The sequence below is a fragment of the Stenotrophomonas sp. STEN030 genome (genome assembly GCF_056759995.1).
Map to the genome: position 1 here is coordinate 1 of NZ_JBRREB010000058.1, position 26574 is coordinate 26574.

Below are 26574 nucleotides of genomic sequence, written 5' to 3' on the forward strand. Positions count from 1 at the left end.
GTTCCGCGCCCCTCCGGGTTATGTGGGACCGCCGCCGGTCCCCCGCCAGCTTATTATGGTGGGCGCGCGGGGCTACCCCCGCGCCTACAATTCCGCGCATATTGATGGGTTGCTGGGGAAGGCCCCTGCCGAGCATGGCTCGGCACTACCTTCAGTCCGGTAGCTTCCAACCGAACAGGTCCATCGCCTTCTGGAACTCGCGGTCCAGCGGTGCGCGCGCTTCGATGCGACGGCCGTCCTGCGGATGCGGGAACGCCAAACGTTCGGCGTGCAGCAGCATGCGATGCACGCCCTGCATGCGGAACGTGCGGTTGTGCCGCCCATCGCCATGGCTGGTGTCGCCGATCATGTGATGGAACATGTGCTTGAGGTGCCGGCGAATCTGGCGAAAACGACCGGTCTGCGGCTGGCAACGCAGCAGCGCATAACGTGAGGTCGGGAAACCCGTGGAGGGAATCGGCAACTCGCCTTCCAGCAGCTTCTGGAAGTGGGTGATGGCCTGCTTCTTGACCGGCTTGCCGGGGCCGCCATCCAGATCGTGATCGACGGTGAAGGCATCTTCAGCCGGCCAACCGCGACACACCGCGAGGTAATCCTTCTCCACTTCGCCGCCCATCAACGTCTTGCCCAGCACGCTGGCGCTTTCGCGATCGAAGGCCAACAGCAGGCAGCCGCTGGTGGCGCGATCCAAGCGATGAATCAGAAAAATTGGTTTACCCAACTGCTCGCGCAAGCGATCAGCCAGGAAGTCATCTTCACCACGCGCCAGCTTGCTGTCGTGGACCATCAGACCCGCAGGCTTGTTGACCACCGCCAACCACTGGTCTTCGTACAACAGCGGCAAGGGTTCAAAAACAACCGCTGCTTCCACGGCTTCATCAACAACGTCAGTCATCGGCGCAACCACGCCGACGCCACCGCAATCGAGCCAACCACGCCGGTCACCCACGACCACAACGGAACCGAGGCGAACTGCGGACCGCCCGCTTCCAGGCCGTACAACAGCGCCGACACCACCATCAATCCAGCACCAGCAACGGCGGTAACCACGCGCCGCTGCATGCGCTGCAGCGTGCCTTCGAGGTTGACGATGTCCTGCGAACGCATCGCCAACTCATGCTTGCCTTCCACCTGCTGGCGCAGCCAGCTGTGCAGCAGGGCCGGCATGTCCGGGGCCTGGGTCATGATTTCCGGCAGGCGCTTGCGCAGCTCCTTCAGCGCGCGGCGCGGGCTGTAACGCTCGCGCAGGATGCGTTCCAGCACCGGCTTGGCCACTTCCCAGATATCCAGGTTCGGGTCGAGCTGGCGGCCCACGCCTTCGATGTTCAGCAGCGTCTTCTGCAGCAGGATCAGCTGCGGCTGCAGGGTCAGCTGGTAGCGCTGGGCGGTGCGGAACAGCTTCATCAGCACTTCGGCCAGCGAAATCTGCGACAGCGGCCGGGTGAAGTACGGCTCGCAGACCGCACGCACGGCAGCTTCCAGCTCATCGATGCGCACCGTGTTCGGCATCCACTGTGCCTGCAGGTGCAGCTCGGCGATACGGCGGTAATCGCGGTTGAAGATGGCCATGAAGTTCTCGGCCAGATAGAACTGATCCTCTTCCGACAGCTGGCCCATGATGCCGAAGTCCAGCGCGATGAAGCGCGGGTTGTCGCGGCGTGCCGGATCGATATCGACCCAGATGTTGCCGGCATGCGCATCGGCGTGGAAGAAGTTGTCGCGGAACACCTGCGTGTAGAACACGCGCACGCCCTTGGCGGCCAGGGCCTTGCGGTCGATGCCAGCCTTGTCCAGCGCGGCGATATCGTCCGAAGGAATGCCCCAGACGCGTTCCAGGGTCAGCGCGCGCTCGGCGGTGTGGCTCCAGATCACTTCCGGAACGTACAGATCGTCCGAGTTTTCCCAGAAGCGGCGCAGCACGCTGGCATTGGCACCTTCGCGCTGCAGGTCCAACTCTGCCGCCAAGGTGGTTTCGATCTCGGCCACTACTTCGCGCGGACGGATCTTGTCGGCACGCGGATGGGTGCGTTCAACCAGCGCAGCCAGCGATTTGAGCAGGGCGATGTCACCGGCGATCTGCTTCTCGATATCCGGGCGAAGTACCTTGACCACGACCTGGCGGCCATCGTCCAGCGTTGCCGCGTGTACCTGCGCGATCGAGGCCGAGGCCAGTGGCGTGGTGTCGAAACTGGCGAAGGCTTCGGTGATCGGCAGGCCCAGCGCCTGCTCGACAATCTGCAACGCATGCTCGCCGTCGAACGGCTTGACCCGATCCTGCAGCAGGGTCAGCTCGGCGGCGACATCCGGCGGCACCAGATCGCGGCGGGTGGACAGGATCTGGCCGAACTTGACGAAGATCGGGCCCAGCTCCTGCAGCGCCAGACGCAGGCGCGCACCGCGTGACTGCGAGGCGATATCGGCACTGGCGCGCGGCACGAACGGCTTGGCAACGCTCAGCCAACGTTCGACCGGGGTGTCATCCAGCAGATCATCCAGGCGGTAACGCAGGATCACCCGGCCGATGCGGCTGGCGCGGAACATGGCGCGGACCAGCTTCATGCGGCACCCCCGGCGCGCTGACGCAGGCGCGCGATGCGCGCGGCCATGCGTTCGACGTCATCGCGGATCACGTCCACATCATCATGGAAGGCATCCAGCTCGGCACGGGCAACGACATCACGCGACTCCTCGGTAACGTATTCGGCGGCGGTCTCGGCCAGATCCTTGGCGCTGCGCCTGGCCTGCAGCAAGGCTGCACGCAGGGTCTGCGCAATCTGCACACCGAGGATCTCGCCAAAGGCTTTGACAAAAGGCTGCTGCCAATCCGGATCAAAACGGGTGGCCAGCTGCTGCAGGCGGCGCGCCAGCTCGGCATCGCCGGACACCTTGACCCGCCCAGCAGGCGCGCTGTTGCCACGCCGTGCATTGGCCAGGAAGGGAAGCTGCGCCAGCACCCCGCCCAGCGTGCTGCGCACCGCCAGATCCGGCTCCAGCGAGGTATCGACCGGGCCAACGGTCAGGCGTTCACCGGCGACCCCGATCTGCATCGCCAGCGATGGCGATTCCAGGGTCAGGGCGATGCGTTGGCCATCGAGCGAGGCCAGCGCGGTGCGGGTATCCGGGTCCAGCGCCAGCGCGCGGTTCAAGGCCACTTCCAGCGCACGGCCGGCCAGCGGCTTGATCATTTTGAGGGGGGATGCAGGCATGCCGGGCATTCTACCGGAGGGGCGGTATTGGCGATTGGATGGCGGCGGGGAGCTGATGCCCCGCCAGCACAGGATTTGTTCATGTAGCGGCACCTTGCGCGCGAAACCGCGCTTTCGGCGGCAAGCCGCGCCAGCTGGTCGCCGCGCTCAATGAACCGCGCGTCCCGAGCCGCCCGTTCCAGCTTGAAACCAGCCGCCACTCCCTATTCCCGAATCGCGGCGTTTGAGTTCATGCTATGCAGACACCACCAAACACAGCGTCAGGAGCACACAGGCAATGGGCAAGACCCGGGTTGGCATCATCTTCGGCGGTCGTTCGGCCGAGCACGAGGTCTCGCTGCAGTCGGCGAAGAACATCTTCGATGCACTGGACAAGGAACGTTTCGACGTCAGCCTGATCGGCGTGGACAAGCAGGGCCTGTGGCACCTGTGCGATGCGGCCGGCTTCCTGCTCAATGCCGATGATCCCAAGCGCATCGCGCTGGACACCTCCGGCCCGGTGCTGTCGGTACTGCCCGGCGCAGAGCGCGGCCAGTTGCTGGCTGCCGATGGCCGCGAAGTGCCGCAGCTGGACGTGGTATTCCCGATCGTGCACGGCACCCTCGGCGAGGACGGCACCCTGCAGGGCCTGCTGCGCACCTTGAACCTGCCCTTCGCCGGCCCCGGCGTGCTGGGTGCAGCCGCGGCGATGGACAAGGACATGGCCAAGCGCCTGCTGCGCGATGCCGGCTTGGCGGTGGCGCCTTTTGCCTGCTTCAACCATGTCACTGCTGCACGCGCCGACTACGCTGCACTGGTCGCACAACTCGGCCTGCCGCTGTTCGTAAAGCCGGCCAACCAGGGTTCGTCGGTGGGCGTGAGCAAGGTGCGCAATGCCGACGAGTTCGCCATCGCGATGGCGCTGGCCCTGTCGTTCGACCACAAGGTACTGGTGGAGTCGGCGATTGTCGGCCGCGAGATCGAATGCGCGGTGCTGGGCAATGACGTGCCCGAAGCCAGCGTCTGCGGCGAAGTGGTAGTGCATGACGACTTCTACGCCTATGACACAAAGTACATCAGCGCCAGCGGCGCGGAGACGGTGATTCCGGCTGATATCGCTGCCGATGCACAGCAGCGCATCCGCGAGATCGCCGTGCGCGCTTATCAGGCGCTGGACTGCATCGGCATGGCGCGTGTGGACGTGTTCCTCACCGAAGCCGGCGACGTCGTCATCAACGAACTGAACACCCTGCCCGGCTTCACCAAGATCAGCATGTATCCCAAGCTGTGGGGCGCAAGCGGGCTGGGTTATACCGCGCTGATCACCCGTCTGATCGAGCTGGCGCTGGAGCGCCACGCTGCAGACAAGAACCTGCGCAGCTCGATCAGCACTTCGGCCTGATCGAAAGTACTGAAACGACGCGGCCCGCACCCTCGACAAGGATGCGGGCCGCTCTGTTTCTGGCGTCAGGAACGATCAGCCTTTCTTGCGGAACATAGACACCACCGCAAGGATCAGGAAGACGACGAACAGGATCCACGCGATATTGCTGGCCGCACCGGCAATGCCACTGAAGCCGAGCACGGCTGCAATGATGGCGATGACGAAGAAAACGACGGCGTAATGCAGCATGGGCTGGGTCCTCGGTTGGAATCAGGGTTCCATCCTCGGCAATCGCCGGTGGTCAGACAGTGATGGGAGCGTTAGCGCCACATGACGATGACACTGTCCATTCAGGAAGCAGCGGCCAACCGGCGCAGACCTTCTTCGATCGAGACCTTGGGCACGTAACCGAAATCACGGCGTGCCGGCTCCATCGAATACCAATGCGGCGTGCACAGCTGCTCGGCGAGAAAACGTGTCATCGGCGGCTCGCCGGACAGGCGCAGCAGTGGCCACAGTTTTTCGCAGACTGAGCCGATGCGGTACGCGGTCTTGAACGAGATCGACTTCTCCACTGCAGGCGCACCAACAGCGGCGAGCAGGCGATTGAGCAGTTCGCGCATCGGCAGCGGTTCGCCGTTGGAGATGAAGTAAGCCTTGCCAGCGCAGGCCGCCCCCACCACCAGATGATCGAAGGCATCGAAATGCGCCTGCGCGGCGTTGTCGATGAAGGTGGTATCGACCTTGTTGTTGCCATCACCGACAAAGCGCAGACGACCGGCGCGCGCGCGTTCGGCCAAGCGCGGCACCAGCTGGTTGTCGCCCGGGCCCCAGATCAGGCGCGGACGCAGGGCAATGGTTGCCAGATCGGCGCCATTGGCGGCCAGCACTTCCTGCTCGGCGATGGTCTTGGTGGCGGCATACGGCGCCTGGAAGTCCTCGCCATAGGGCACCTCATCTGCGCCAAGACCTTCGACCGGATGGGTGGCGCGATGGGTGACGCTGGGCGTGGAGGTATAGACCAAGCGGCCGATGCCATGCGCCTTGCAGGCGGCAAGCACGTTGCGAGTGCCGACCACATTGGCCTGGAAGTAGCTGTCATAGCTGCCCCATGCGCCAGCCTTGGCGGCATTGTGGAAGATGGCATCGACACCGGCGGCGGCGTGGTGCACAGCATTGGCATCGGCCAGGTCACCACGGATCTGGCCGACGCCGATCTCCTGCAACGAGGGGTAATGCCCGCGATTGAAGCTCAGCACCTGATGGCCGCGTTCGACCAGGCCACGGCACAAGGCCTGACCGAGAAAACCACCACCACCGGTAACCAGAATCTTCATTCGTTTGATCGCTCTGCTGCTGGGCTTCCGCGCCCACTGGCCGCGTCGGAAGCATTGAGATTTGTCCGTCAGTATCGCAGCAGTGGCAGTCAAGTTGGTTTGCCCCGAAGGGCTGTAGTGCCGAGCAATGCTCGGCAGGGGCGTTACCGACAAAAAGCAGAGGCACTCCTTCTGTTCCGAGCCTTCCGCTTCAATCCCTCACCCCGACCACCGCTGTATTACCCCAACTGCGCCTGCGCCCACACTGCCAGCTTCTCGCGCCCTATCTTGGCGTTGTGGCGGATATCCACCGGGAAGCCCGGATGACGCAGGAAGTACTCAATGCCGGCAAAACCCGGATGACCCAATGCCATGATCCGCAACTGCTTTTCGACTTCAGCGAAGTGCTGATCCGGCAACAACTCGTAACACAGCACCGGCACCTGCTGGCCCAACGCACCAACACCCACCAATGCCGTGCGCCGCACACCAGCTACCGTGTTGAACACCGGCTCCACCTGCTCGGTATACAGCGGCCCTGCCGCCGTCTCGACCCGATGCGTCTTGCGCCCGCAGAACCACAGCCGCCCTTCGGCATCGAACCAACCCACATCGCCCATCCGGTGCACGATGCGCTCGCTGCCATCGGCCAGCACTTCACGGATCTTGGCCGCAGCCGTGGCCTGCGGTCGGTTGAAGTAACTGTCGGTGGTGGTCGGGCCGACCACGGTGATCTCGCCCACCTCACCGACTGGCAGTTCGCGCACGCCGCTCCAATCAGCAATCGGCTCGTCGGTGATGGCGATGATGCGCACCTCATTCGGCGCGACCACACGGCCGACACAGGTGCCAGCACCGGCCTCGGTCGCCTCGCGCGTATCAACCAGTTCGCGGCCTTCAATCACTGCAACCGGCAGACATTCGGTGGCGCCGTACGGCGTCCAGAACTGGCCGTCTTCCGGCATCAGCGAACGGATCTTGGACACGATCTCCGGCGGTACCGGTGCGCCAGCCGAGGTGGCGCGGGTCACCGTTGGCAGTGGTTGGCCATGCTCGGCGAGTACCCGCATCAAGGCCGGCGAACCAAACAACTGCGTCACGCCGAAGCGGGCAATCGCGTCGTGCAGCTTGCGTGGATCAGCGCTGCCGGGCCGGGTCGGGTCCATGTCCGGGATTACCGAAGTCAGGCCCAGTGCCGGGTCGAACAGGGCGAACGGCGGGAAGGTCGGCAGGTCGATGCCGCCGGGTTGCATGCCGAAGGCATTGCGCAGCAGTTCCACCTGACCGACGAAATGGCGGTGGCGGTAGACCACGCCCTTGGGCACACCGGTGGAGCCGCTGGTGAACAGGATCGCGGCCACGTCATCGGGCGCGGTGGCAGCCAGCTGACCGCCGGCGCCGGCGCCATCGGCCTCGATCTTGGCCAGGGTGACGCCGCCCCAGCCCCAACGCCGGCCGACGGTCACCTTGAGCTTGGCTGCCTTGGCCCAGCCCAGCAGCACCCGCGCAAATTGCGCCAAGGGGATGCCAATGAAGGCCTGCGGCTGCGCTTCATCCAGGCACTGCTTCAGCGCGCGCTTATCAATGCCGGGGTCGACCAGCACCGGCACCGCGCCGATCTTGAACAGGGCGAACATCAGCAGGAAGAACTCTGGCCCCGGCCGCACCATCACCACCGCGCGAACACCACGGCCGATGCCGTTTGCTGCCAAACCAGCGGCAATGGCGTCGCTGCGGGCGTCCAAGGTGCGGTAATCCAGGGTCACGTCGTAGGCGGCCATGCCATTGGCGGCGGGCTTGCCGGGGCAACGGATGGCGATCTGGTCGGGCCGTTCACGCGCCAGCTCGGGCAGGCGCGCAGCGATATTGCAGGTTTCGTTCATCTTCCTATTGTCGCCAATGCAGAAAAATCTTGCGCGCAGGCCGTCACCGTGGAAAATTTCCCACCTTCCTTTTGTCCTATTCCTGCCGCCAAGGCCGGTATCCCATGCCCCATCCCTGCCTGACCTGCGGCGCCTGCTGCACCCAATACCGTGTTGCCTTCCACTGGATGGAATCGGACGAAGTCACCGAAGGCGGCGTACCCCACCAGCTGACCCAGCGCCTGGACCCGCACCGGCTGTGCATGCAGGGCACCTATTCGGACCCGATCCGCTGCGTGGCCTTGGACTCCGAGATCGGCGTGTACTCACGCTGCACCATCCACCCAAACCGACCCAGCGTATGCCGCGAGGTGGACGCGTCCTGGGAATACGGCAAGGCCAGCTCGCAGTGCGACCGCGCGCGCATCGCCCATGGCATGCCGGCACTGACCCTGGCCGACTGGCGTTGGCGCGATGGTGCCGACAATGATGACGACCATCCGGACGACAACGGCAACAGCCCGGCTTCGCCACCGAATACGCCGATTGCGGCTTGAGGGTTGTGGGGTAGTTGTTGGCTTTGGGCTGCCGCTCCAGCTTTTATGCCGTCATTCCCGCGCAGGCGGGAATCGCTCTGGCTTTGGCTCTTGCTCTTCGCCGTTGCTCTGTCCAAAGCCAAGGCAAAAGCCGAAGCAAGAGCCAGAGCGATTCCCGCCTGCGCGGGAATGACGGAACAAAATCAGAGGCAAAAGAGCAAGCGCCGCAGCAACATCAAAGCGCCTTGTAACGCCCCCACAACACCTCGAACTGCTGCGCAAAACTGCGCACCAGATTGCGGTCATTGCTTACCACCAGATTTTCATCGTTGTGCTCGGTCGCGGTGCGTGTCCAGTTGAAGCTGCCGTTGGCCAGCACCTTGCCGTCGAACAGCGCGAACTTGTGGTGCATGTGGTACTCGCTGTGGTCCACCCGCACCGGAATATCCGCATCGCATAGACGACGGATGTCATTCCCATCGTCGTAGACCTTGTCGTTGTCGCTGATGATGCGCACCACCACGCCGCGCTTGTGCGCGTCCAGGATGACACCACTGAGGCGATCATCGGAAATGGTGAACACACAGATATCCAGTGTCTGCTTGGCTCCGGCGCACAGCGCGCGCAGCCGTTGCATGCAGGCATCGCCCGGCGAGAAATAGGTGCTGGTCAGGGTTTCGACCGGGCCGGCGTTGACGTCCAGGGTGCGCACCACCTGTTCAACCCATTTCAGCATCGGCAGGGCCTCAGCCGGATTGGCCGCGACCTGCTCGCGGGCGATATCAAAGGCGCGATTGCGCAGGAAACGCAGGCGATCGGGCGGCAACTCCACGCCCAGCTCGCGTAGCGCGGAGCGTTCCTCGTTGCTCAAGCTGAGGTCCTGCGCGCTATCACGCAGCTGACGGTCCAGGCTGTCGAAATCCATCCTTCACTCCCTGTGCAAAGAAGCACAGAGCTTCGCACAGAAGCATGCATCGCCGGCTAGCTTGTGGGAGCGGCGTCAGCCGCGAAGCTGGGGTATTGGGAAAGGCCCCAAAAGCTTACCCCTCCCCAACCCTCCCCTCCGCCTTCGGCGCAAGGGAGGGGGCAGAAGCAGACATCGCTCGCTCACGGCTCTTGTAGGAGCGGCGTCAGCCGCGAAACTGACAATGCTCCAGTCTGCGAGAAATCAATCATCGCGCGCGCTTTGCGTGAAACGCCCGACAGGGGTCTGCACGATGGAGGGCTGGCCGTTGCTGATGTGTTCCTTGCTTCGCGGCTTACGCCGCTCCTACAACGGGTCACACCGCTCAAGCCTCACCCCAGCGGGTTGCGCTCCAGGAACGCGCGTACTGCCGGCACGATGACTTCGTGCTTGTCTTCCAACACATAGTGGTTGGCATCTTCAAACGTGGTCACTTCGGCCTGCGGCAATGCCTTGCGGAAGCCGGTCAGGAAGTGATGATCGAAGCAGATGTCACGCAGGCCCCAGGCGATGTACACCGGGCGATCCGCAAACGACGGCAATGCCTGCGCCGCACGCTCCAGCAGCGACCAGGCCTTGTCGGCCGGCGACAGCGGGATGTCCTGCATGAAGCGGATGGTGGAAATGCGGTTGTCCCAGTTGTTGTACGGCGACACATAGGCGCGACGCACATCCGCCGGCATGCGCCGGCTCACGCCCAGCCATGAGGCACCGGCGGAGAACGCGTTGAAGGTACGGATGAACCATTCGCCCAGCTTCCAGTGCCGGCCCATGGCGATCTGCCACGGCATCGGCTTTTCCGGCGGCAACGGGAACGAGGCGGTATTGGTGATCACCAGCCGCTTGACCTGATCGTGGTGCGACAAGGCCCAGCCGAAGCCGATCATGCCGCCCCAGTCGTGCACGGCCAAGGTCACCGGGCCGGTAATGCCCAGGTGCTTGAGCAACGCGTCCAGATCATCCACACGCGACTGCAGGGTGTATTCGTAGCGGCTGTCGTCGGGCTTGTCGGACAGGCCCATGCCGATATGGTCCGGCACGATGCAGCGGTATTTGTCGCTCAGGCCGTTGACCAGGTGGCGCCACAGATAGCTCCACGACGGGTTGCCGTGCAGCATCACCACCACCTCGCCATCGCTCGGGCCTTCATCGATGTAGTTCATCGACAAGCCGGGACGGACTTCGAAGCGGTGGGTCTTGCTGGGGTAACCAGGGAGTTTGTTCATCGGGTCGCACCTGCGGCTGCTAAGCCCCGCTCCCGTCGGGAGAGGGGTTGGGGAGAGGGTTGGTCGGAGTGGAGGAGCGTGGACTACCGCTCGAACTCCAGGCGCTTGCGTGCTGCGCACGCGTCCCCTCTTCCGCCCTTCGGGCACCCCCGCCTTCGCGGGGGCAGGCCCTTTGTTCCTCCCACAAAGGGAGAAGGGAAAAGCATGCAATCGGGAAGTTCGCGGCCAGGCCGGAACTTACCAGACCACCTCAGCCATCGTGCAGTTCAAGCCCGAGCCAATACCCATCAGCGCGACGCGGTCGCCCTTTTTGAGCTTGCCCAACTGACGCAGCTTGCTCAGCACGATCGGTACCGAGGCCGGGCCGATGTTGCCGTGCTCGCCAAAGATGGTCATCACCTTCTTCGGGTCGATGCCGAAGGCCTTGATGAAGGCATTGGTATGCGGCTGGCTGACCTGGTGGATCACGAACTGGTCGATCTCCTCCACTGCCCAGCCCAGCGCGACGCGCGTGGCTTCAAAGGTCTTGGTGGCCAGCTTGATGCCTTCGATCAGCAGCATGCGGGTATCGGTGACCATGCGGTCCAGGTTGCCCACGCACAGCTTGTTCCACTGGTTGGCTGCACGGGTCACGCCGCCGCGGTAACGCGGGGCGTCCGGCACCAGCTCCGAGCGCGCCATCACCATTGCTGCCGCACCGGAACCGGTGGTCAGCGCGGCGACTTCGTCACGCATCTGCTGGGCGGTGATGTCCGGGGACATCATGCGTTCCAGGGTCTTCTCATAGACCAGGTTGGAGGTTTCACCATCGACGATCAACGCATAGTCGATGTCGCCGCGCTCCAGCATCAGCGCCGCCATGTCCATGCCATTGATGAAGGCAAGGCAGGCGTTGGCGATGTCGAAGGTGACGCACTGTTCGCCGATGCCCAGGTTGCCGGACACGATCGAAGCGGTGGACGGCTCCAGGTAATCACGGCTGACGGAAGTATTGATCAACAGACCAACCATGTCGGCGGTGATGCCGGCATCTTCCAGCGCCTTGCGGCCTGCCAGCGTGGCAACGTCCGAGGCCTGTGTACCCTGGTCCCAAAGGCGGCGCGCATGGATGCCGGCGATATCGCCAAGCACGTCGGCACGAATGCCCAGGCGTTCCAGCGTGGGCTGGAGCCGCTCGTTGATTTCCTTTGAGGTCAGCGTATGCGGCGCATCAATATGCGCCAGTCCCGCGATCGAGACGTTTTTAAAAGGCATCAGAAAGCGCCAAGACTCAGGCGAAGGGGTCGCCATTCTAGCGCCTGCGCATTTTTACCGCATCTTTACAAATCAGAGGCCCGGCGTATGGAGCCGCCGGGACCGCAAGACGGCCTGGAATCTCAGCGTGGCGGGCACTGGAAGGCGGCAAAGCGCTGGCTGCCATCGGCCGGCAGACCACTGGCCTGTACGGCATTGGCGCCGGCACTGGGGGCCTCATTGCGGGCCAGGGTTTCCAGTTCTTCCTGCACGCGCAGCGGGTTGCGGTTGTAGAAGCCAACCTTGCTCTTTACCGACACCACGATCTCGCCCTTGGCTACGCAGCCCGGCGCAACCGGACCGGCGGGCAGTACACGCACGGTCTTGCCGCTGGATTCAATCGGCACCCAGGTGCAGGCGGCGGTGCTGGCGATCAGGGCGGACAGAAGCAGAACGCGCATGGACTATTCCTTGTGAAGATCAGCAGGGATTGTGCCGGGAATGGATGAACAGATGGTGATCCCAAGGATTGGGAGGCGTCGTCCTGTAGTACCGAGCCATGCTCGGCAGGGGCTTTACCAGCGGAAAGCTGCCCTCACCCCAACCCCTCTCCCGCAAGCGGGAGAGGGGCTCAAGAAGCCTTCGCTTCGCCCACCGTAGTACCGAGCCATGCTCGGCAGGGGCTTTACCAGCGGAAAGCTGCCCTCACCCCAACCCCTCTCCCGCAGGCGGGAGAGGGGCGTAGTGCCGAGCCATGCTCGGCAGAGGACTTCCCGGTAAGGCTTCAGCGCAGGATGGCTACGCCCTACCGCTTACTTCTGCTCCACCGGCTTGCCGTCGGCGTCGATCACGGTCACTTCGCCCAGCTTCAGTGCGCGCACCGGGGCTTCGGTCTGCTTCAGGTCGCCCACCACCACCCAGGTCAGCTTGGACGGGTCCAGGGTCTTGGCCGCTTCGGCGACCTGCGCCGGGGTCATTGCTTCGATCTCGGCCTTGCGCTTGAACACGTAATCGTCCGGGCGGCCGTAACGCACGATGCCGCCGATGGTGCTCATCACCGCCGATGCGGTTTCATAGGCACCCGGCAGGCTCAGCGTCTGGATGTTGCGGATGCGGTTGACCTCGGCATCGGTCGGCGGACGCTGGCCGCTTGCGAACTGGCTGATCTCGGCGTGCATTTCCTTCATCGCCTCACCGGTCTTGTCGATCTGTACCGGTGCAACCGCCATCCACGGGCGCTGGCCCAGCGCATTGGAGGCCGACGAACGCGCACCGTAGGACCAATGCTTGTCCTCACGCAGGTTCATGTTCAGGCGCGAGGTGAAGTCGCCACCGAGCACGCCATTGGCGATGTCGAAACGGGTGGTGCCCGGGTCCATCGTCGACGGCGCTACTTCACCGGCGAACAGGTTGGCCTGCACCGCGCCCGGCTGGTCGATCAGGAACACGCGTGCGGTCTGCGGACGGTCCACATTGTTCGGGGCCTCCACCTTCGGGCGTGCACCCTCGCCCTTCCAGTCACCGAAGCTGCGCTCCAGCAACGGCACGAGGTCCTTCAAGGTGGTGTCGCCGACCACGATCAGGGTGGCGCCTTCCGGACGAATCCACTGCTTGTGGAAGGCGGTCAGGTCGTCGCGGGTCAGCGACTGGATTGCCGCTTCATTGCCGCTGCCGGTGAACGGGATTGCATACGGGTGGCCGGCGCCGTACAGCAGCGGCGGCAGCACGCGCATCGCCACCGCATTGGGCTGCGCCTTTTCCTGCTGGATGCCAGCAATCCAGGTGGCCTTGATGCGGTCGATCTCGCCCTGCTCGAAGCGCGGTGCGCGCACCACGTCGGCGTACAGCGCCAGCGACGGTGCGAGGTTTTCCTTCAGTGCCGACAGGTACACGCTGGAACCATCCAGCGAAGCGCCTGCGTTGACGCTGGCACCCAGGCTTTCCACAGCATCGGCAAAGGCCAGCGAGCCGAGCTGGCCAGCGCCCTCGTCCAGCATGCCCATGGTGAAGTTGGCGGTGCCCGGCTTGCGGCCACGGTCGGCGGTGAAGCCACCCGGGAACTCATAGCTGAACTGCACCACCGGAACATCATGGCGCTCGGCCAGCACTACCTTGGTGCCGTTCTTCAACGTGGCGCGCTGCAGCTGCGGGAACTTCAGCTCCGGGAAGCTGGTGGTCTTGGGCACGCCGGCGCTGCGGTCGACCTGGCTCGGCAGGGTGGTGTACTTGCTGTCCACGGCCGGTACGTTGAACGGCGCTGGCTTGACCGACGGCAGCTCGGCCAAGGCAACACGCTCGCCCGGCTCGACCACCAGGGTGTGATCGCCCACGCCCAGCCACTTGGCACCGGCCGCCTTTACGTCTGCAGCGGAAGCAGCGTCCACATTGGCCAGCGAGGTGCGGAAGCAACCCGGGTTGCCTTCGTAGACGGCGCACTGTGCGAGTGCGTCGGCCTTGCCGCCGAAGCCACCAATACGCTCGATACCACGCACGAAGCCAGCACGTGACTGCACCTTGGCGCGCTCGAGTTCATCGGCGGTCGGGCCTTCGGCGATCAGACGCTTCAGTTCTTCGTCGATGGCCGCCTCGACCTTGGCCGGATCCACGCCCTGCTTGACCGTCGCCATGATCAGGAAGTTGGAGCCCAGCTGCGAGGCATCGGTCATCGCGCTGATGTTGTCGACCAGTTTGTCCTTGTGCAGCAGGCGCTGATCCAGACGCGAGGACTTGGCGCCGCCCAGCACGTAGGAGAACAGGTCGAGCTGATCAATATCGGTGGTGCCAACCTGGGCCACGTTCCAGGCACGGTAGATGCGCGCCTGCGGCACCTTATCGGTCATCACTTCGCGGGTGGTGGCTGCGCGCTGCGCAACGTTCACCGCTGGCTGCGCCATGGTCGGGCCGGCCGGGATGTCGCCGAAGAATTTGGCGGCCTTTTCCTTGGCGGTGGCCACGTCGATGTCACCGGCAAGCACCAGCACCGCATTGTTCGGGCCGTACCAAGTCTGGAACCAGGTCTTTACGTCGTCCAGCGAGGCGGCGTTGAGATCGTTCATCGAGCCGATCACGCCGTGGTGATACGGGTGACCCGCCGGGTACATGGCGCGGGTCAGCTTGTCCCAGACCTGGCCATAAGGCTGGTTCTCGCCCTGGCGCTTTTCGTTCTGCACCACACCGCGCTGCTCATCCAGGGCGGCCTGATCGATGGCGCCGACCAGATGACCCATGCGGTCCGACTCCATCCACAGCGCCATGTCCAACGCGGTGGTCGGCACGTTCTGGAAATAGTTGGTGCGGTCGGTATTGGTGGTGCCGTTCTGGTCGGTGGCGCCGACCTGCTTGAAGGGTTCGAAGAATTCGCCGTCGTGGTTTTCGCTGCGCTGGAACATCAAGTGTTCAAACAGATGCGCGAAGCCGGTGCGGCCGGCCGGTTCGTCCTTGGCACCAACGTGGTACCAGATGTTCACCGCCACGATCGGCGCCTTGCGGTCGGTGTGCACCACCACGCGCAGGCCGTTAGGCAGAGTGAACTCTTCATACGGAATGTCCACCGACGCAGCGGCGGCGGCCGGCTTGGCCTCCGCGACCAGCGGCATGCCAACAAATCCGCCGAGGGCGGCGCTCAGGGCCAGGGTCAACAAGGCGGTACGGGGCATAGCTGCGTTCATTCCATTTCCCTTGGGTATGAAGGTGAACGCTGATCCTAACCGGGCGCCGTCACAACGGCATACGCCATGCGTCATGGGTACGAAGCAGCTGCATCGGTGTCCGTCCGGTCGCTGCGGGCGCGGCGGGTGTCCGGACAGCGGACACTTTCCATAAACAACAACCCGTTATTTATCAATCAGATGCGATTGGCACGCATCCTGCTCCCTATTACTCGCAGCCAGATCACCTCAGACACAAAATGACTGATTGCTGAACAAATCAAAAAAAGTAAAGAAAGTTCTTGCACTACGAAATTCACTGTACTACCTTACTACCACACCACTGCCCACACACACCAAACAGGTCCCGCCATGAACGCCAAGTCTCTCGCCCTTGCCATCGCTCTCGTCGCCAGCACCGGCTTTGTTTCTTCGGTCCAGGCTTCGGATATCGTCACCTTGGAAACCGTGCAGGTTCGCCCTTCCGCTGATCAGCTGGTGCAGGCCCAGCACGAAGCCAGCAGCAACATCCCGACCTTGGCTGCCGTGCAGGTCCGCCCGACCGTCGGCCAGATCGTCGAGCTGATGGCCGAACAGACCGCCAGCCAGCTTGCCTCCGCCAGCCCGGTCGCCATCGGCACCCGTGCCGGCAACTGGATGGTTTCGCTGCCGGCCATCACCGTCCGCCCGGACGTGGAGCTGGTGCAGTCCATGGCTGCAGAAGCTGCTGCTGAAGCCATCGGCAAGGTCGTCGCGCAGGGCATGGTTTCCAACTAAGCCAGCCATGACGCAACACCCGGCGTAAACTGCGCCGATGACTTCTGCCCCTGTTTTCGATGTAGTGCTTTACCAGCCCGAGATCCCGCCGAACACCGGCAATGTGATCCGGCTCTGCGCCAACACCGGCGCGCGGCTGCACCTGATCGAGCCTTTGGGTTTCGACCTCAGTGACAAGCAGCTAAAGCGCGCCGGCCTGGACTATCACGAGTACGCACAGATGCAGGTCCATCCGGACCTGGAAACCGCCTTGGCGCGCATCGCCCCGAAGCGTTTGTTTGCATTGAGTGCCCGCTCCAGCGTCCGCTATGACAGCGTACAGTTCGCCGATGGCGATGCGTTCCTGTTCGGTCCGGAAACCCGCGGCCTGCCGCAGGATCTGCTCGACTCGCTTCCCGACGGCCACCGTCTGCGCCTGCCGATGCAGCCCAACAACCGCAGCCTCAATCTGTCCAACTCGGTCGCCGTGGTGGTGTATGAGGCGTGGCGGCAGCATGGGTTCCCTGGCGGGGCGTGATTGGCGCCGACCTGCTTTTGTACTGTTGTGGGAGCGGCGTCAGCCGCGAAGCTATGAATCTGTCCGATTGCTGGCATGCCGGTGATTCCGGTGCTGCCAGCTTCGCGGCTCACGCCGCTCCCACAGGTTTGATGCTGCATCGGCAACGCCCCTGCCGAGCATGGCTCGGCACTACCAACTCCGACCGCCAACAAGCCTCACCCAACCACCCCCAACTCCCGTAACGCCCGCAACCGCTCACCATCAACGGCAAGCACCTCTCCCAACACCTCAGCCGTATGCTGCCCCAATACCGGCGCCGCCTGCTCATAGCGCAATGGCGTCGCCGAGAACTTCAACGGATTACGCACCATCGCCACATTGCCGCCACCGGCATGCGGCAGCTCAATCCGCAGTCCACGCGCCTGCACCTGCGGATCGGCAAACACCTGATCAATCCGATTGACCGGATTGGCCGGCACCACCGCTTTCTCCAGCGCCGCCAACCATTCGGCCGCCGGCCGCGTGCTCAGCACCTGCTGCAGATGCGGCACCAACAGCTCACGGTTCGCAACCCGTGCGTTGTTGCTTGCATAGCGCGGATCACGTGCAAGCTGGGGCTCCCGGATCACTTCGCACAGGCGTGCGAACTGGCCGTCATTGCCCACCGCCAGCATGAAATAGCCATCAGCGGCCGGCATCACCTGATACGGAACGATGTTCGGGTGCGCCGTGCCCTGCCGGGTTGGGACCACGCCGCCGATCAGATAATTGGAGGCCTGATTGGCCAGCCATGCGACCTGGGTATCCAACAGCGCCAGATCGATCTGCTGACCCACGCCGCTGCGCTCGGCATGGCGCAACGCTGCCAGAATCGCGGTCGCCGCATACATGCCGGTCATCAGATCGGTCGCCGCCACACCCACTTTCTGCGGGCCGGCACCGGGCGCGCCATCCGGTTCGCCGGTGACGCTCATCAAGCCGCCGATGGCCTGGATGGCCGCATCGTAACCAGCACGCTGCGCGTAAGGACCGTCTTGCCCGTAGCCTGTGATCGAGCAATACACCAGCTTCGGGTTGATGGCCTGCAGGCTGGCGAAATCCAGTCCGTATTTCTTCAGGCCGCCGACCTTGTAGTTCTCCACCAGTACGTCGCAGTGCACGACCAGCTCGCGCAGCAGCGCCTGCCCTTCCTCGGTGGTGAAATCAATCGCCAGCGAACGCTTGCCGCGGTTTGCACACAGGTAGTACGCCGACTCGCTGCTGTCATTGCCATCGGCGTCCTGCAGATACGGCGGTCCCCAGCTGCGGGTGTCGTCGCCCACGCCCGGTCGCTCGACCTTGATCACGTCGGCGCCGAAGTCGGCCAGAACCTGCGTGGCCCAGGGACCGGCGAGGATGCGCGACAGATCGAGAACGCGAACGCCGTCCAACAGATTCATTTAGGCCACCATGTCTTGCAGGCTTCCGGCAGCGCAGACTGCCAGCCGATGGCCTGTTGGAAGGCTTCGGCCAAGGCAATCAGAGTCAACTCATCACCGATGGTGCCGATCAGCTGCATGCCGGCCGGCAAATCGCCCGCCGCTACCGGCAAGGGCACGGACAAAGCCGGGTTGCCGGCCAGATTGGCATAAGCGGTGAGATCGGCCTGGCTGGCCGGTGCCGGGTTGCCGAACGCGAACGCGCGTTGCGGCGCCGTCGGCATCACCACTACGTCGCATTGCGCCAACCATTGCTGCAACTGAACTTGACCACGGTCGGCCAGTTGCGAGGCGGCGGCCAGTTCGGCAGCACTGCGGCCTTCGGCCCAGGACATCAGTTTGACCAGCAGCGGCGAGAATTTGCTGCGGTCGCCGGCCCAGGCATCGGCGTGCTCGACCAGCAACTCGGCCTCACTCATCAACAAGCCAGCGCGGCGTGCGCGGGCAGATGGGAAGGCAGGTGCCGGCAAGGGCTTCAGCTGATGACCCAAACCAACCAGCACGCGCAGGCCATCCTCGAATGCTGCCTGCACATCGGGCGCAACCTCGGCGGCATCAAACAGATCGACCACACCGATGCGCAGCGCCGACTTGTCAGCGGGCAGGTATTGGACGAAGCGCGACTGCGCGCAATCAGGATCGAAACCGGTCATCAGCTGCAGCAACAAGCGCAGATCGCGCGCCGAACGCGTCAACGGGCCGATGTGATCCAGCCGCCTGCACAGGGCCACCGTGCCGCGCGTGCTGATCGCACCCCAACTGGGCTTGAGCCCGACCACGCCGCAATAGCTGGCCGGGATGCGCACCGAGCCCATGGTGTCGGTGCCCAGCGCGGCCGCGCACAAACCAGCCGCCACCGCAGCGCCGCTGCCGCCGCTGGAACCGCCTGGCGTATAGCCGTGCCGATGCGGGTTATGGCAGGCGCCGTAGAACGGGTTGTCGTTGTCGGCGCCCATCGCCGCTTCGTGCATGTTGAGCTTGCCGACGATCACCGCACCGGCTGCACGCAATGCGGCCACGGCCGGATTGTCGGCGCTGGCCGCCGCGCTATGACGGCGAGTTTCCATGCCGGCGGTGGTAACCATGCCGGCCACGTCGATATTGTCTTTTACCGCGATCGGCAGGCCTTCCAAGGGGCGAGCCAGACCACGTTGCCGGCGTTGTTGGGACTGCGCGGCCGCAGCCAACGCGCCTTCCGCATCGACATGGATATAGCTGCTGATCTGCGCCTGGCTGGCAGCGATGGCTGCCAGCTGCTGCTCGATCAGTTCTGTACAGCTGACTTCACCGGCGACCAGCAAGGCCGCCTGCGCCGTCAGATCCAAGCTCAACAACTGCGCATAGGCCTTGCTCACGCGGTCTTCCTCAAGCGAAACGTTTGTCGATCAGACGCACCGGCTTCTGCCGCACCTCGATGCCGGTCAACGCCGCCAGCTCGCCCGGGGCCGCCAGCACGATGCTCATTTCAACACCGAGGCGCTGGCGCAGCAACGCGGCGAACTCCGCTGCCAGCTGTGCGTCATCCAGCGCACCACGGGTTTCCACGTGCACGGCCAGATCGTCTCGCCCGCCTTCATCACGGCTGGCGACGCAGATGAACTCACCGGCAAACGATGCATGCTCTTCCAACACCGGTGCCATCGCCTGCGGGAACACATTGATGCCGCGGATCTTGACCATGTTGTCGCTGCGGCCAAGGAAGCCCTCGATACGGCGCAGGTTCATGCCCAGCGGCGACGGTGTGGTCAACACGCGGGTCACGTCATGGGTGTTGAAGCGGATGATCGGGTAGATGTCGTCCTTGTACAGACAGGTGACCACCATGTCGCCGGTTTCGCCATCGGCCACCAGTTCACCGCCGTCCACGTCGAGGATTTCGACGTACTGCGCATCTTCCATCAGATAGAGACCATCCTGGTCCGGGCCCTGCCCGGCAATCGCGCCGGTGTCGCCCACGCCATACCAGTCGTACAGCTCGACCCCGCCCCAGGCTGCCGATAGCGACTCGCGCGATTCACGGCCCAGGTGGCCGCAGATCATCCGTACCGGGATGTCCTTGCCCGGCACCAGGCCATTCTCGCGGGCCACGTCGGCCAGCTTCTTGATGTAGTCGGCGAAACCAACAATCACGTTGGTGCCCATGCTCTTCATCAACTGCACCTGCTGCGCTGAGCGCATCTCGATGCCGGTGCCGGCCGAGCAGAACAGCGCCTGCGTGTAATGGGTGATGGCTTCGCGCACGTAGTGGCCCCCATTGATCATGCCGTGGCCGTACACCGAGTGCACCACGTCGCCGGGCTGCATGCCCTGCCAGCGGTACAGGCGGGCCAGCAGCAGACTCTGCACTTCGCGCGAATGCGGCGAGAACACCAGCGGCTGCGGGCGACCGGTGGTACCGGAGGTGGTGTGGAAGACCAGCGGTTTGTTGCCGGCTTCGGTGCCATCCTGCCAGCCGTGGAAATCACCCAGCGGCGGATTGGCTTCCACCGAGGCCATGATTTCGTGCTTGCCGAATACCGGCAGCTTGCTGATGTCGTCAAGGCTCTGGATGTCGCCCGGGGTGATCCCGGCATTGCCCCACAGGCGCTGGTAGAACGGAATCTGCCAGGCACGTGCCACGCAGCGCAGGAACATCGCGTTCTGCTCGGCGCGCAGTTCCTCGCGGCTGATGTTCTTGAACTTGTCGGTGAAGGCCTGGTCCAGCGGGAACTGTTCAAGCAGCTCCTTGACATCGAAAGATTCGAAATAAGTGGCGTAGGTCATGGGGTCTCGACAATCAGCAGGTCGACCAGCTGCCTGACATCGTCGATGTCCTGCAGGTGGTCGAAGTGGGAGATCAGGGCAGCACGGTGACCGGCATCGAAGGGACGCGCGGCGTGGTCAAGGCAGTGGTGGAACTTTTCCAGTTGCTGGGCGCGCGACAGCGGCCGTTGCGGCGAACCGATCGCGGCATCGCGGTGGTTGTGCAGTACGCAGCCGTCGCGCAGGGTGACCGTCATCGATTGCGGCACCAAGGCATTGGGATCGTCGCAATCATTCGGCACCAGACTGATCTGCGCGGCGAACGTCGCCAGACGCGGATCGGCCAGCTTTTCCGGCGCATACGCCGACAAGCCGACCTTGCCATCCAGCAGCACGGTGCCGAGCAGGAACGGCAGGCAAAGCCGGGCGTAGCTGGTTTCCATCGTTGGCTGGTAGCTGCGGCCGACCAAGCGACGCACCAGCGGTGGTGCCTGCAGTTCGATGCTGGCAACGCTGTCCAGTTTCAAGCCGTGCTGCTGGCGCAGCTCCATCAGCATGTCCTGCGCGGCATGCGCGGCACCGCCGGTGGGGAACACTTTGTGGCTTACGGTGAGTATCTGCGCTTCGCGCGCAGCCAGTTTCTGCAGCGACGGGCCGGTATCGAATTCGCCCTCGATCAGCGGCAAATAACCAAAAGGACCTTCCAGCATCTCGCGCGGCGCGGGGAAGCCATTGCGCGCGAGTTCCCAACAGCTCACGGCAGCACGGGAGTTCAAGGCAACCTGCAAAGCCAGCGTTGGCGAGCCTTCCACGTGCGCCTGCATGGTGCCGGACAGATGGCTGTAGGTCAGGCCCAGCGCGCGACGCAGCAGTTCTTCGTCGGCGCCGTACAGGTGGGCGATGCCCGCTGCGGCACCCAGCGCGCCACACATCGAAGGTCGGAAGAAGCGCATCGGCGCGCGGCCGCTGATGCCTATCAGCGTCGCTACATCGACGGCAACATTGAGCGCGGTTATCAACGATTTGCCATCGACCGGCACACCGTCAACGTTTGCACGTTGCTCGGCAGCAGCAATCAAGGCCGATTGAATCACCGCCAGCGGATGCACCACCGCCGGCATATGTACGCAATCAAATTCCTGACTGTGGATCTGATAGCCATTGACCATCGCGGCGCTGGCTGCAGGCAACGTTTCGCCAGTCACCCAGACTCGTGCGGCATTGCCGCTGCCGTAGCTGGTGGTGCTGCGGCGCACCGTCTGGGTGAGGGGAACCTGCGGGCCCGAGCCCGAGATGCCCACTGCCATCGAATCCATTACAAAGACCCGGGTTGCCGCCACCGCTTGCGGCGACAGGTCTTCAAAACGCAGCGTGCTTGCATGCCGCAACAGTGCTTCGGTCAATCGCATCAGGCCACCCGCGCCAACATGGCGTTCAAGGCGTCCAGACTGCCGCCATTGGCCAGCGCCTGCACCTGCCCAAAGAGGGGTTGCGCCAGGCCTGCCGATACCCCACCCCACTTCGCCAAGGCCAGCGCCTTGGCCAGCACGTCTTCGGCCGACATCGGGCATTCCGGGTCGCCCCAGGCATCGATGCGCTCGGCCTGCACGCTGCGGCCATCGGCAAGCCATAGCTGCACGCAGGCGCCGTAATGCACGGGGAAGCGCTGGCTGCAGGCCGCATCCTCGATCAGCTCGATGCGCTGCCGCCACGGCGCCAGCTCGGCATCGCTGCAGGCTTCGGCGGTGTAATGCTCCAGTTGCGGACGGCCGTTGACCAGGATCGAGGCCAGCGCATGCTGCAGGCTGAACTTGGCCTCCAGCTCGGTCTGCGGCTGGGCGCGGTCGCAGAAGCGCAGGGCTTCGGCATAGGTTCGGACTTCGATGCGTTCAATCTGCGCGATGTCAGCGGCTTCGAGCTGCGCCATCGCATCCAGCATCGCATCGATTGCCGGATGTGCATGGCGGCAGGCCGGCCACGGCTTCAGGCTGGTGCTGTGAATCAGCCAATCATCTTCGTCGGCAACCACCAATTCCGGCACGGCATCCGGCGCGGTGGCGGCAAACAGGCCCTGCTCGCCTTCCAGTATTCTGCGCGGCCCACGCATGCCCGCCAGCGCCAACTGCGCCGCCAGCCAGCCACTGCGTGCGGCTTCTGCGTTATGCAATGACTTGGTCGGCACCGGCTCATGCCGCATCTGCCACAGCCCGCCAGTGCGGCTACCGGCATTGCCCAGCGCATCGGCCAGCGAATCAGCTGGCAGGCGCAGCACCGATGCAGCGGCTGCGGCAGCACCAAAAGCACCAGCAGTCGAAGTTGGATGCCAATAGCGGTAATGCGCCTTGCCGAGCGCACGGCCGACGCGAATGGTGGCTTCATAGCCGCGCACGATCGCGTCGAGCAGCGCCGTCGTATCCGCTCCTTCAGCCTGCGCCTCAGCCAGCGCTACCGGGATGACGACCGGGCCGGGATGCAGGATGGCACCGCGGTGTACATCGTCCATTTCCAGCACATTGCCCAGCGCGGCATTGAGCAGCAAGGCATCGGCGGCACTGCGCCGGCCCGCACCTAGGGCCACTACATTGCCACCGCCCTGCGCCTGCACCACCGCGCGCAGCTGGTTGGCAATCGGGTAGCGCAAGGCCGCCAAGGCGCAGCCCAGCCAGTCGACCAGCAGCAAGGCGGCACGCTCGCGAGCGGCGGCATCAACCGGCCTTTGCAGGCGCTGGGCGAGCTGTTCGGTAAGGCTGGCAGCAGGCGTGGTCATCGCGCGATGAGGTCTCGGTGCAGGCCCGCAACAGCGGGTTCGGGATGGTGGGAACAGCAACCGCGTGAAAGGAGCATAACCGACTTTGTCCGGACATATCATATGATCCGTATCCCGAACGCCGCAATCAGCCCCATGCCCCGAATTCTGGATGCCGACACTTTCTTCGACTACCTCGCACAGGGACCGGAAGTCTTCGCGCCCGGCTGTGCCGGCCATTCACTGCTGTTCGAACACTGGTTGCGCAGCGGTGCCGAGCGCTGCGGCGGGCTGCGCTTCACTGGCGTGCACATCCCCACCGTCAACACCTTCGACTTTGCCGGACTGCACCCGCAGGCCCGCCAGCGCACGATTTTCCTGAGCGGCGATCTGCGCGGCTCGTGGCTGGATGGTCGCGTTGACTACCTGCCGATGACCTATACCGCCACCTGGCGCTGGCTGCGCGAAAGCGTGGCCTTCGACACCGTGCTGGTGCAGGTGGCACCGCCGGACGAGGACGGCAACTGCTCGCTGGGTATTGCCTGTGACTTCACTCCGGCAGTCTGGCCGCGTGCAACCCGCATCCTGGCGCACATCAACCCGCGCATGCCACGCACGCGTGGGCCGTCGATCCCCTTGTCGCGGATCACCGCCGCCATTGAGCAGGATGGGCCGCTGCTGGCTATTCCCGATCCGCCTGCCGATGCCGCTATGGACGCCGTGGCGGCGCAGGTCGCCACTCTGGTGGAAGATGGCGCGACCCTGCAGCTTGGCCTGGGCCGACTGCAGTCGGCCGTGCTGCGCGCGGTACGCGAGCGGCGCAATCTGCGCATCCACAGCGGCATGGTCTCCGACGGGCTGCTTGGCCTGCTCGAATCCGGCGCACTCTCGGCGGCGCCGGACGCGGTGGTGGCTGGTGTGGCGCTGGGTACACAGGCGCTGTATGACATCGCCCCGCGCAGCATCAGCTTCCGCGAGGTTGGCCACACCCACGACCACAACGTACTGGGCGGTATCCCGCGCCTGACCGCCATCAACAGCGCGCTATCGGTGGATCTGCTGGGCCAGGTGAACGGTGAGTTCCTGTCTGGACGCCAACTGAGTGGCGTGGGCGGCCTGCCTGATTTCCTGCAAGGCGCTCGCCAATCGACCGCTGGTCGCGGCATCATTGCACTCCCTGCCAGTACCCCGAAGGGCGAAAGCAGGATCGTGCCGATGCTACCCACCGGTCCCGTAAGCCTTGCCCGCGTAGATGCCGACTGCATCGTCAGCGAACATGGGGTAGCTGATCTACGCCATCTCGACGTCCATGCACGGGCCCAGGCCCTGATCGCCATCGCCGCACCCGAACACCGTGAACCCCTGCAGCGCAGCTGGCAGGAACTCTCGCTCAGACTTTGAACAAGGATCTGTACATATGACTGGTACGCGACGCAGCAAGCCCCGCTATGCCGAACTGGGCGATCTACTGCAGGCGGCAATCGAAAAGGGCGAGTACGCCGTTGGTACCTTGCTACCCACCGAACTGGAGCTGTGCGAACGCTTCAGCGTCAGCCGCCACACCGCACGCGCGGCCTTGGCGCAGTTGATCAGCGCCGGCCTGGTGCAGCGCCGGCCCGGCGCTGGCACGCGGGTGATCGCGCAGAACTCGGCAATGCGTTATGAGCACGAGATCGACACCGTCGACCTGCTGATGCAGTACGGCAACAGCACCCGCCTGCAGGTGCTGGAAGCCGAGCGCAAGCTGGCCGATCCGTTGATGGCACAGCGCCTGGACATCCACGAAGGCAAGGAATACCTGCGCCTGCACTGTCTGCGCCTGGAAGAACAGACCCGCGAGCCGATCGCCGTCACCGAGATGCTGATCCCGGTGCGCACCGGCGTACCCACCGAGAAATTGCTGGATGTGACCGGTGCTGCGCGTGCACTGGCCAAGTTCCTCGACCCGACCAAGCTGTCGCGGGTGGAACAGGTATTCGACGCGGCTTCCTTCGATGCAGCCGACGCCAAACTGCTGGACATCAAGAAAAGCGAGCCGGCGATGCGCGTGCAGCGCCGCTATCGCGATGCCAATGATCGTCTGATCCTGATCGCGGTCAGCCTGCACCCGCCGGGCCGGTTTGCATACTCGATGGTGCTCTCGCGCAATCACCGCTGATTGATGCCAAGCCTGCATTTGCGTCAGCCAGAACCCGATGCCAGAGCTCTGCCATCGGGTTTTTTGTGCGCCATCGGCGCCAATGAAGTCGCCCCGGGAAGCCGGTATCCGGTGATCTTTCAGATAGATCGCCAACAGCTGCGGGCGCGCTGCGCTCAGCCGGGCTACATACCCGCCGGGCCGGCCAGTCTCCCCCTTCGGCGGCGTTCCGGGCCTCGATGACTGCGCTGACAACGCCGGCAACCCACGGCTGCGGCTTGACACCCCGCAGCCAAAAACTGACGCTTACGCCATGAGTATCGACCTAACCCCCCTTGATCTACGAGAGCTCAACACTCTCATCCGCGCCGCACAGGACAGGCACAAAGCGCTCACCCAACGTCAACCTGCGGAAAAGGTCAGGCGCAAACTCACCGCATTGGCCAAGCAGACCGGCTATACGATCGAAGAACTGTTCGGTCCTGGCGCAGACGCCGCCGCGCCGAAGGGCAAGGCCGGCCGCCGCAAGGGGCCGAAGGTCAAACCCAAGTACCGCGACCCCGAGAACCGCTGGAATACCTGGACCGGCCGCGGCAAGATGCCGCTCTGGCTGGCCTCCAAGATCCGTTTCGGGCAGACCGCCACCGATTTCCTGATCCCCGGCGTGGCCAAGCTCACCCCATCGGAGAAGGTGCTCACCGGCAAGCGCAAGGTGTTCAAGCCGAGCTGAGTAAAAGCAGCGGGGGAAAAACCGGGGTTGGGCGGTGGGGTGGTGGGGGAGCACACACCGAGGAACCCCGATGGAGCAACGCCGCAGCCCCGGCCGCCCCCCCCCCCCCCCC

Annotated in this window: 23 protein-coding genes; 7 read left to right on the forward strand and 16 right to left on the reverse strand. The window is 64.2% G+C overall.

The genetic code is table 11. The annotated features are described in order from the left end of the window. Positions 1–151 precede the first annotated feature (151 nt). Genes ACVOLR_RS16950 through ACVOLR_RS16960 form a run of 3 tightly spaced genes read right to left on the reverse strand, consistent with a single transcriptional unit; the run spans position 152 to position 3206 of the window. Positions 152–895, reverse strand: coding sequence for a pseudouridine synthase (locus ACVOLR_RS16950; protein ID WP_481537479.1), 744 nt, complete (start codon positions 893–895; stop codon positions 152–154). Beyond that, on the reverse strand, positions 892–2559 hold the full coding sequence (ubiB, locus tag ACVOLR_RS16955) for a ubiquinone biosynthesis regulatory protein kinase UbiB (RefSeq protein ID WP_481537480.1): 1668 nt from the start codon (positions 2557–2559) through the stop codon (positions 892–894). Before ubiB ends, ACVOLR_RS16950 begins: the two co-directional genes overlap by 4 nt. Beyond that, positions 2556–3206 (reverse strand): ubiquinone biosynthesis accessory factor UbiJ, encoded by a 651-nt coding sequence (locus ACVOLR_RS16960; protein WP_481537481.1) that lies wholly within the window; start codon positions 3204–3206, stop codon positions 2556–2558. The genes ubiB and ACVOLR_RS16960 overlap by 4 nt, the downstream gene beginning before the upstream one ends. Before the next feature lie 277 nt (positions 3207–3483). Between ACVOLR_RS16960 and ddlA the strand changes: the two genes are divergently transcribed. Further along, entirely contained in the window at positions 3484–4587 is a 1104-nt protein-coding gene (gene ddlA / locus ACVOLR_RS16965) for a D-alanine--D-alanine ligase (protein WP_481537482.1), read from the forward strand. 75 nt (positions 4588–4662) lie between these two features. On the opposite strand, the gene ACVOLR_RS16970 is transcribed toward ddlA, so the two are convergent. The 3 genes from ACVOLR_RS16970 to oleC form a co-directional block, all read right to left on the reverse strand. Continuing rightward, a complete protein-coding gene (locus ACVOLR_RS16970; protein ID WP_282269396.1) occupies positions 4663–4818 on the reverse strand; it encodes a DUF1328 domain-containing protein in 156 nt (51 codons plus the stop codon). A gap of 101 nt (positions 4819–4919) precedes the next feature. After that, on the reverse strand, positions 4920–5906 hold the full coding sequence (gene oleD, locus ACVOLR_RS16975) for a 2-alkyl-3-oxoalkanoate reductase (RefSeq protein ID WP_481537483.1): 987 nt from the start codon (positions 5904–5906) through the stop codon (positions 4920–4922). 218 nt (positions 5907–6124) lie between these two features. Next, positions 6125–7768, reverse strand: coding sequence for an olefin beta-lactone synthetase (oleC, locus tag ACVOLR_RS16980; RefSeq protein WP_481537484.1), 1644 nt, complete (start codon positions 7766–7768; stop codon positions 6125–6127). A gap of 104 nt (positions 7769–7872) precedes the next feature. Here oleC and ACVOLR_RS16985 point away from each other — a divergent pair, with 104 nt between their 5' ends. Next, complete coding sequence (locus tag ACVOLR_RS16985) at positions 7873–8304, forward strand: YkgJ family cysteine cluster protein (protein WP_481515869.1); 432 nt, start codon at positions 7873–7875, stop codon at positions 8302–8304. Between the two features lie 214 nt (positions 8305–8518). Here ACVOLR_RS16985 and ACVOLR_RS16990 read toward each other — a convergent pair whose 3' ends face one another. From ACVOLR_RS16990 to ACVOLR_RS17010, 5 genes are all read right to left on the reverse strand, one after another. After that, positions 8519–9208 carry a phospholipase D-like domain-containing protein gene (locus tag ACVOLR_RS16990; protein WP_481515868.1) on the reverse strand — a complete coding sequence of 230 codons (690 nt, stop codon included), beginning with the start codon at positions 9206–9208 and terminating at the stop codon, positions 8519–8521. Between the two features lie 371 nt (positions 9209–9579). After that, complete coding sequence (locus ACVOLR_RS16995; protein WP_481537485.1) at positions 9580–10473, reverse strand: alpha/beta fold hydrolase; 894 nt, start codon at positions 10471–10473, stop codon at positions 9580–9582. 237 nt (positions 10474–10710) lie between these two features. Then, positions 10711–11727, reverse strand: coding sequence for a 3-oxoacyl-ACP synthase III (locus tag ACVOLR_RS17000; protein WP_481537486.1), 1017 nt, complete (start codon positions 11725–11727; stop codon positions 10711–10713). A 122-nt stretch (positions 11728–11849) separates the two neighbouring features. After that, positions 11850–12167, reverse strand: a complete 318-nt coding sequence (locus tag ACVOLR_RS17005) for a DUF4156 domain-containing protein (RefSeq protein ID WP_481509171.1) — start codon at positions 12165–12167, stop codon at positions 11850–11852. Positions 12168–12518: 351 nt separating this feature from the next. After that, the gene (locus ACVOLR_RS17010) at positions 12519–15374 is read right to left on the reverse strand and encodes a M16 family metallopeptidase (RefSeq protein ID WP_481537487.1); all 2856 of its coding nucleotides are present in this window, start codon (positions 15372–15374) and stop codon (positions 12519–12521) included. 351 nt (positions 15375–15725) lie between these two features. Here ACVOLR_RS17010 and ACVOLR_RS17015 point away from each other — a divergent pair, with 351 nt between their 5' ends. Next, positions 15726–16130, forward strand: a complete 405-nt coding sequence (locus tag ACVOLR_RS17015; protein WP_481537488.1) for a hypothetical protein — start codon at positions 15726–15728, stop codon at positions 16128–16130. A gap of 37 nt (positions 16131–16167) precedes the next feature. Next, positions 16168–16647 (forward strand): tRNA (uridine(34)/cytosine(34)/5-carboxymethylaminomethyluridine(34)-2'-O)-methyltransferase TrmL, encoded by a 480-nt coding sequence (gene trmL, locus ACVOLR_RS17020; RefSeq protein WP_481537489.1) that lies wholly within the window; start codon positions 16168–16170, stop codon positions 16645–16647. Positions 16648–16844: 197 nt separating this feature from the next. On the opposite strand, the gene ACVOLR_RS17025 is transcribed toward trmL, so the two are convergent. The 5 genes from ACVOLR_RS17025 to ACVOLR_RS17045 are packed head-to-tail and all read right to left on the reverse strand — an operon-like array spanning position 16845 to position 23616. Beyond that, positions 16845–18068 (reverse strand): CaiB/BaiF CoA transferase family protein, encoded by a 1224-nt coding sequence (locus ACVOLR_RS17025; RefSeq protein WP_481537490.1) that lies wholly within the window; start codon positions 18066–18068, stop codon positions 16845–16847. Beyond that, positions 18065–19462: an amidase gene (locus ACVOLR_RS17030; protein WP_481537491.1), complete on the reverse strand. Its 1398-nt coding sequence runs from the start codon at positions 19460–19462 to the stop codon at positions 18065–18067. The genes ACVOLR_RS17025 and ACVOLR_RS17030 overlap by 4 nt, the downstream gene beginning before the upstream one ends. A 10-nt stretch (positions 19463–19472) precedes the next feature. Beyond that, entirely contained in the window at positions 19473–20870 is a 1398-nt protein-coding gene (locus ACVOLR_RS17035; protein ID WP_481537492.1) for a phenylacetate--CoA ligase family protein, read from the reverse strand. Further along, positions 20867–22258 (reverse strand): MmgE/PrpD family protein, encoded by a 1392-nt coding sequence (locus ACVOLR_RS17040; protein ID WP_481537493.1) that lies wholly within the window; start codon positions 22256–22258, stop codon positions 20867–20869. Before ACVOLR_RS17040 ends, ACVOLR_RS17035 begins: the two co-directional genes overlap by 4 nt. After that, positions 22258–23616, reverse strand: a complete 1359-nt coding sequence (locus tag ACVOLR_RS17045; protein ID WP_481537494.1) for an MmgE/PrpD family protein — start codon at positions 23614–23616, stop codon at positions 22258–22260. The genes ACVOLR_RS17040 and ACVOLR_RS17045 overlap by 1 nt, the downstream gene beginning before the upstream one ends. 135 nt (positions 23617–23751) lie before the next feature. Here ACVOLR_RS17045 and ACVOLR_RS17050 point away from each other — a divergent pair, with 135 nt between their 5' ends. From ACVOLR_RS17050 to ACVOLR_RS17060, 3 genes are all read left to right on the forward strand, one after another. Continuing rightward, the gene (locus tag ACVOLR_RS17050) at positions 23752–24996 is read left to right on the forward strand and encodes an acetyl-CoA hydrolase/transferase family protein (protein WP_481537495.1); all 1245 of its coding nucleotides are present in this window, start codon (positions 23752–23754) and stop codon (positions 24994–24996) included. Between the two features lie 16 nt (positions 24997–25012). After that, positions 25013–25753, forward strand: coding sequence for a GntR family transcriptional regulator (locus ACVOLR_RS17055; RefSeq protein WP_481537496.1), 741 nt, complete (start codon positions 25013–25015; stop codon positions 25751–25753). A 292-nt stretch (positions 25754–26045) separates the two neighbouring features. After that, positions 26046–26462, forward strand: a complete 417-nt coding sequence (locus ACVOLR_RS17060) for an H-NS histone family protein (protein ID WP_481537497.1) — start codon at positions 26046–26048, stop codon at positions 26460–26462. Positions 26463–26574 lie beyond the last annotated feature (112 nt).

Bases quoted from the DNA above. Each gene is read 5' to 3' on its own strand.
- ACVOLR_RS16990 (WP_481515868.1), bottom strand. From the start codon at position 9,208: ATGGATTTCGACAGCCTGGACCGTCAGCTGCGTGATAGCGCGCAGGAC.
- ACVOLR_RS17040 (WP_481537493.1), bottom strand. From the start codon at position 22,258: ATGCGATTGACCGAAGCACTGTTGCGGCATGCAAGCACGCTGCGTTTT.
- ACVOLR_RS16985 (WP_481515869.1), top strand. From the start codon at position 7,873: ATGCCCCATCCCTGCCTGACCTGCGGCGCCTGCTGCACCCAATACCGT.
- ACVOLR_RS17045 (WP_481537494.1), bottom strand. From the start codon at position 23,616: ATGACCACGCCTGCTGCCAGCCTTACCGAACAGCTCGCCCAGCGCCTG.
- ACVOLR_RS17035 (WP_481537492.1), bottom strand. From the start codon at position 20,870: ATGACCTACGCCACTTATTTCGAATCTTTCGATGTCAAGGAGCTGCTT.
- ACVOLR_RS17060 (WP_481537497.1), top strand. From the start codon at position 26,046: ATGAGTATCGACCTAACCCCCCTTGATCTACGAGAGCTCAACACTCTC.
- ACVOLR_RS17000 (WP_481537486.1), bottom strand. From the start codon at position 11,727: ATGCCTTTTAAAAACGTCTCGATCGCGGGACTGGCGCATATTGATGCG.
- ACVOLR_RS17010 (WP_481537487.1), bottom strand. From the start codon at position 15,374: ATGAACGCAGCTATGCCCCGTACCGCCTTGTTGACCCTGGCCCTGAGC.
- ACVOLR_RS16960 (WP_481537481.1), bottom strand. From the start codon at position 3,206: ATGCCTGCATCCCCCCTCAAAATGATCAAGCCGCTGGCCGGCCGTGCG.
- ddlA (WP_481537482.1), top strand. From the start codon at position 3,484: ATGGGCAAGACCCGGGTTGGCATCATCTTCGGCGGTCGTTCGGCCGAG.
- ACVOLR_RS16995 (WP_481537485.1), bottom strand. From the start codon at position 10,473: ATGAACAAACTCCCTGGTTACCCCAGCAAGACCCACCGCTTCGAAGTC.
- oleC (WP_481537484.1), bottom strand. From the start codon at position 7,768: ATGAACGAAACCTGCAATATCGCTGCGCGCCTGCCCGAGCTGGCGCGT.
- ACVOLR_RS16950 (WP_481537479.1), bottom strand. From the start codon at position 895: ATGACTGACGTTGTTGATGAAGCCGTGGAAGCAGCGGTTGTTTTTGAA.
- ACVOLR_RS17015 (WP_481537488.1), top strand. From the start codon at position 15,726: ATGAACGCCAAGTCTCTCGCCCTTGCCATCGCTCTCGTCGCCAGCACC.
- ACVOLR_RS17050 (WP_481537495.1), top strand. From the start codon at position 23,752: ATGCCCCGAATTCTGGATGCCGACACTTTCTTCGACTACCTCGCACAG.
- ACVOLR_RS17025 (WP_481537490.1), bottom strand. From the start codon at position 18,068: ATGAATCTGTTGGACGGCGTTCGCGTTCTCGATCTGTCGCGCATCCTC.
- ACVOLR_RS16970 (WP_282269396.1), bottom strand. From the start codon at position 4,818: ATGCTGCATTACGCCGTCGTTTTCTTCGTCATCGCCATCATTGCAGCC.
- ACVOLR_RS17005 (WP_481509171.1), bottom strand. From the start codon at position 12,167: ATGCGCGTTCTGCTTCTGTCCGCCCTGATCGCCAGCACCGCCGCCTGC.
- ACVOLR_RS17055 (WP_481537496.1), top strand. From the start codon at position 25,013: ATGACTGGTACGCGACGCAGCAAGCCCCGCTATGCCGAACTGGGCGAT.
- ubiB (WP_481537480.1), bottom strand. From the start codon at position 2,559: ATGAAGCTGGTCCGCGCCATGTTCCGCGCCAGCCGCATCGGCCGGGTG.
- trmL (WP_481537489.1), top strand. From the start codon at position 16,168: ATGACTTCTGCCCCTGTTTTCGATGTAGTGCTTTACCAGCCCGAGATC.
- oleD (WP_481537483.1), bottom strand. From the start codon at position 5,906: ATGAAGATTCTGGTTACCGGTGGTGGTGGTTTTCTCGGTCAGGCCTTG.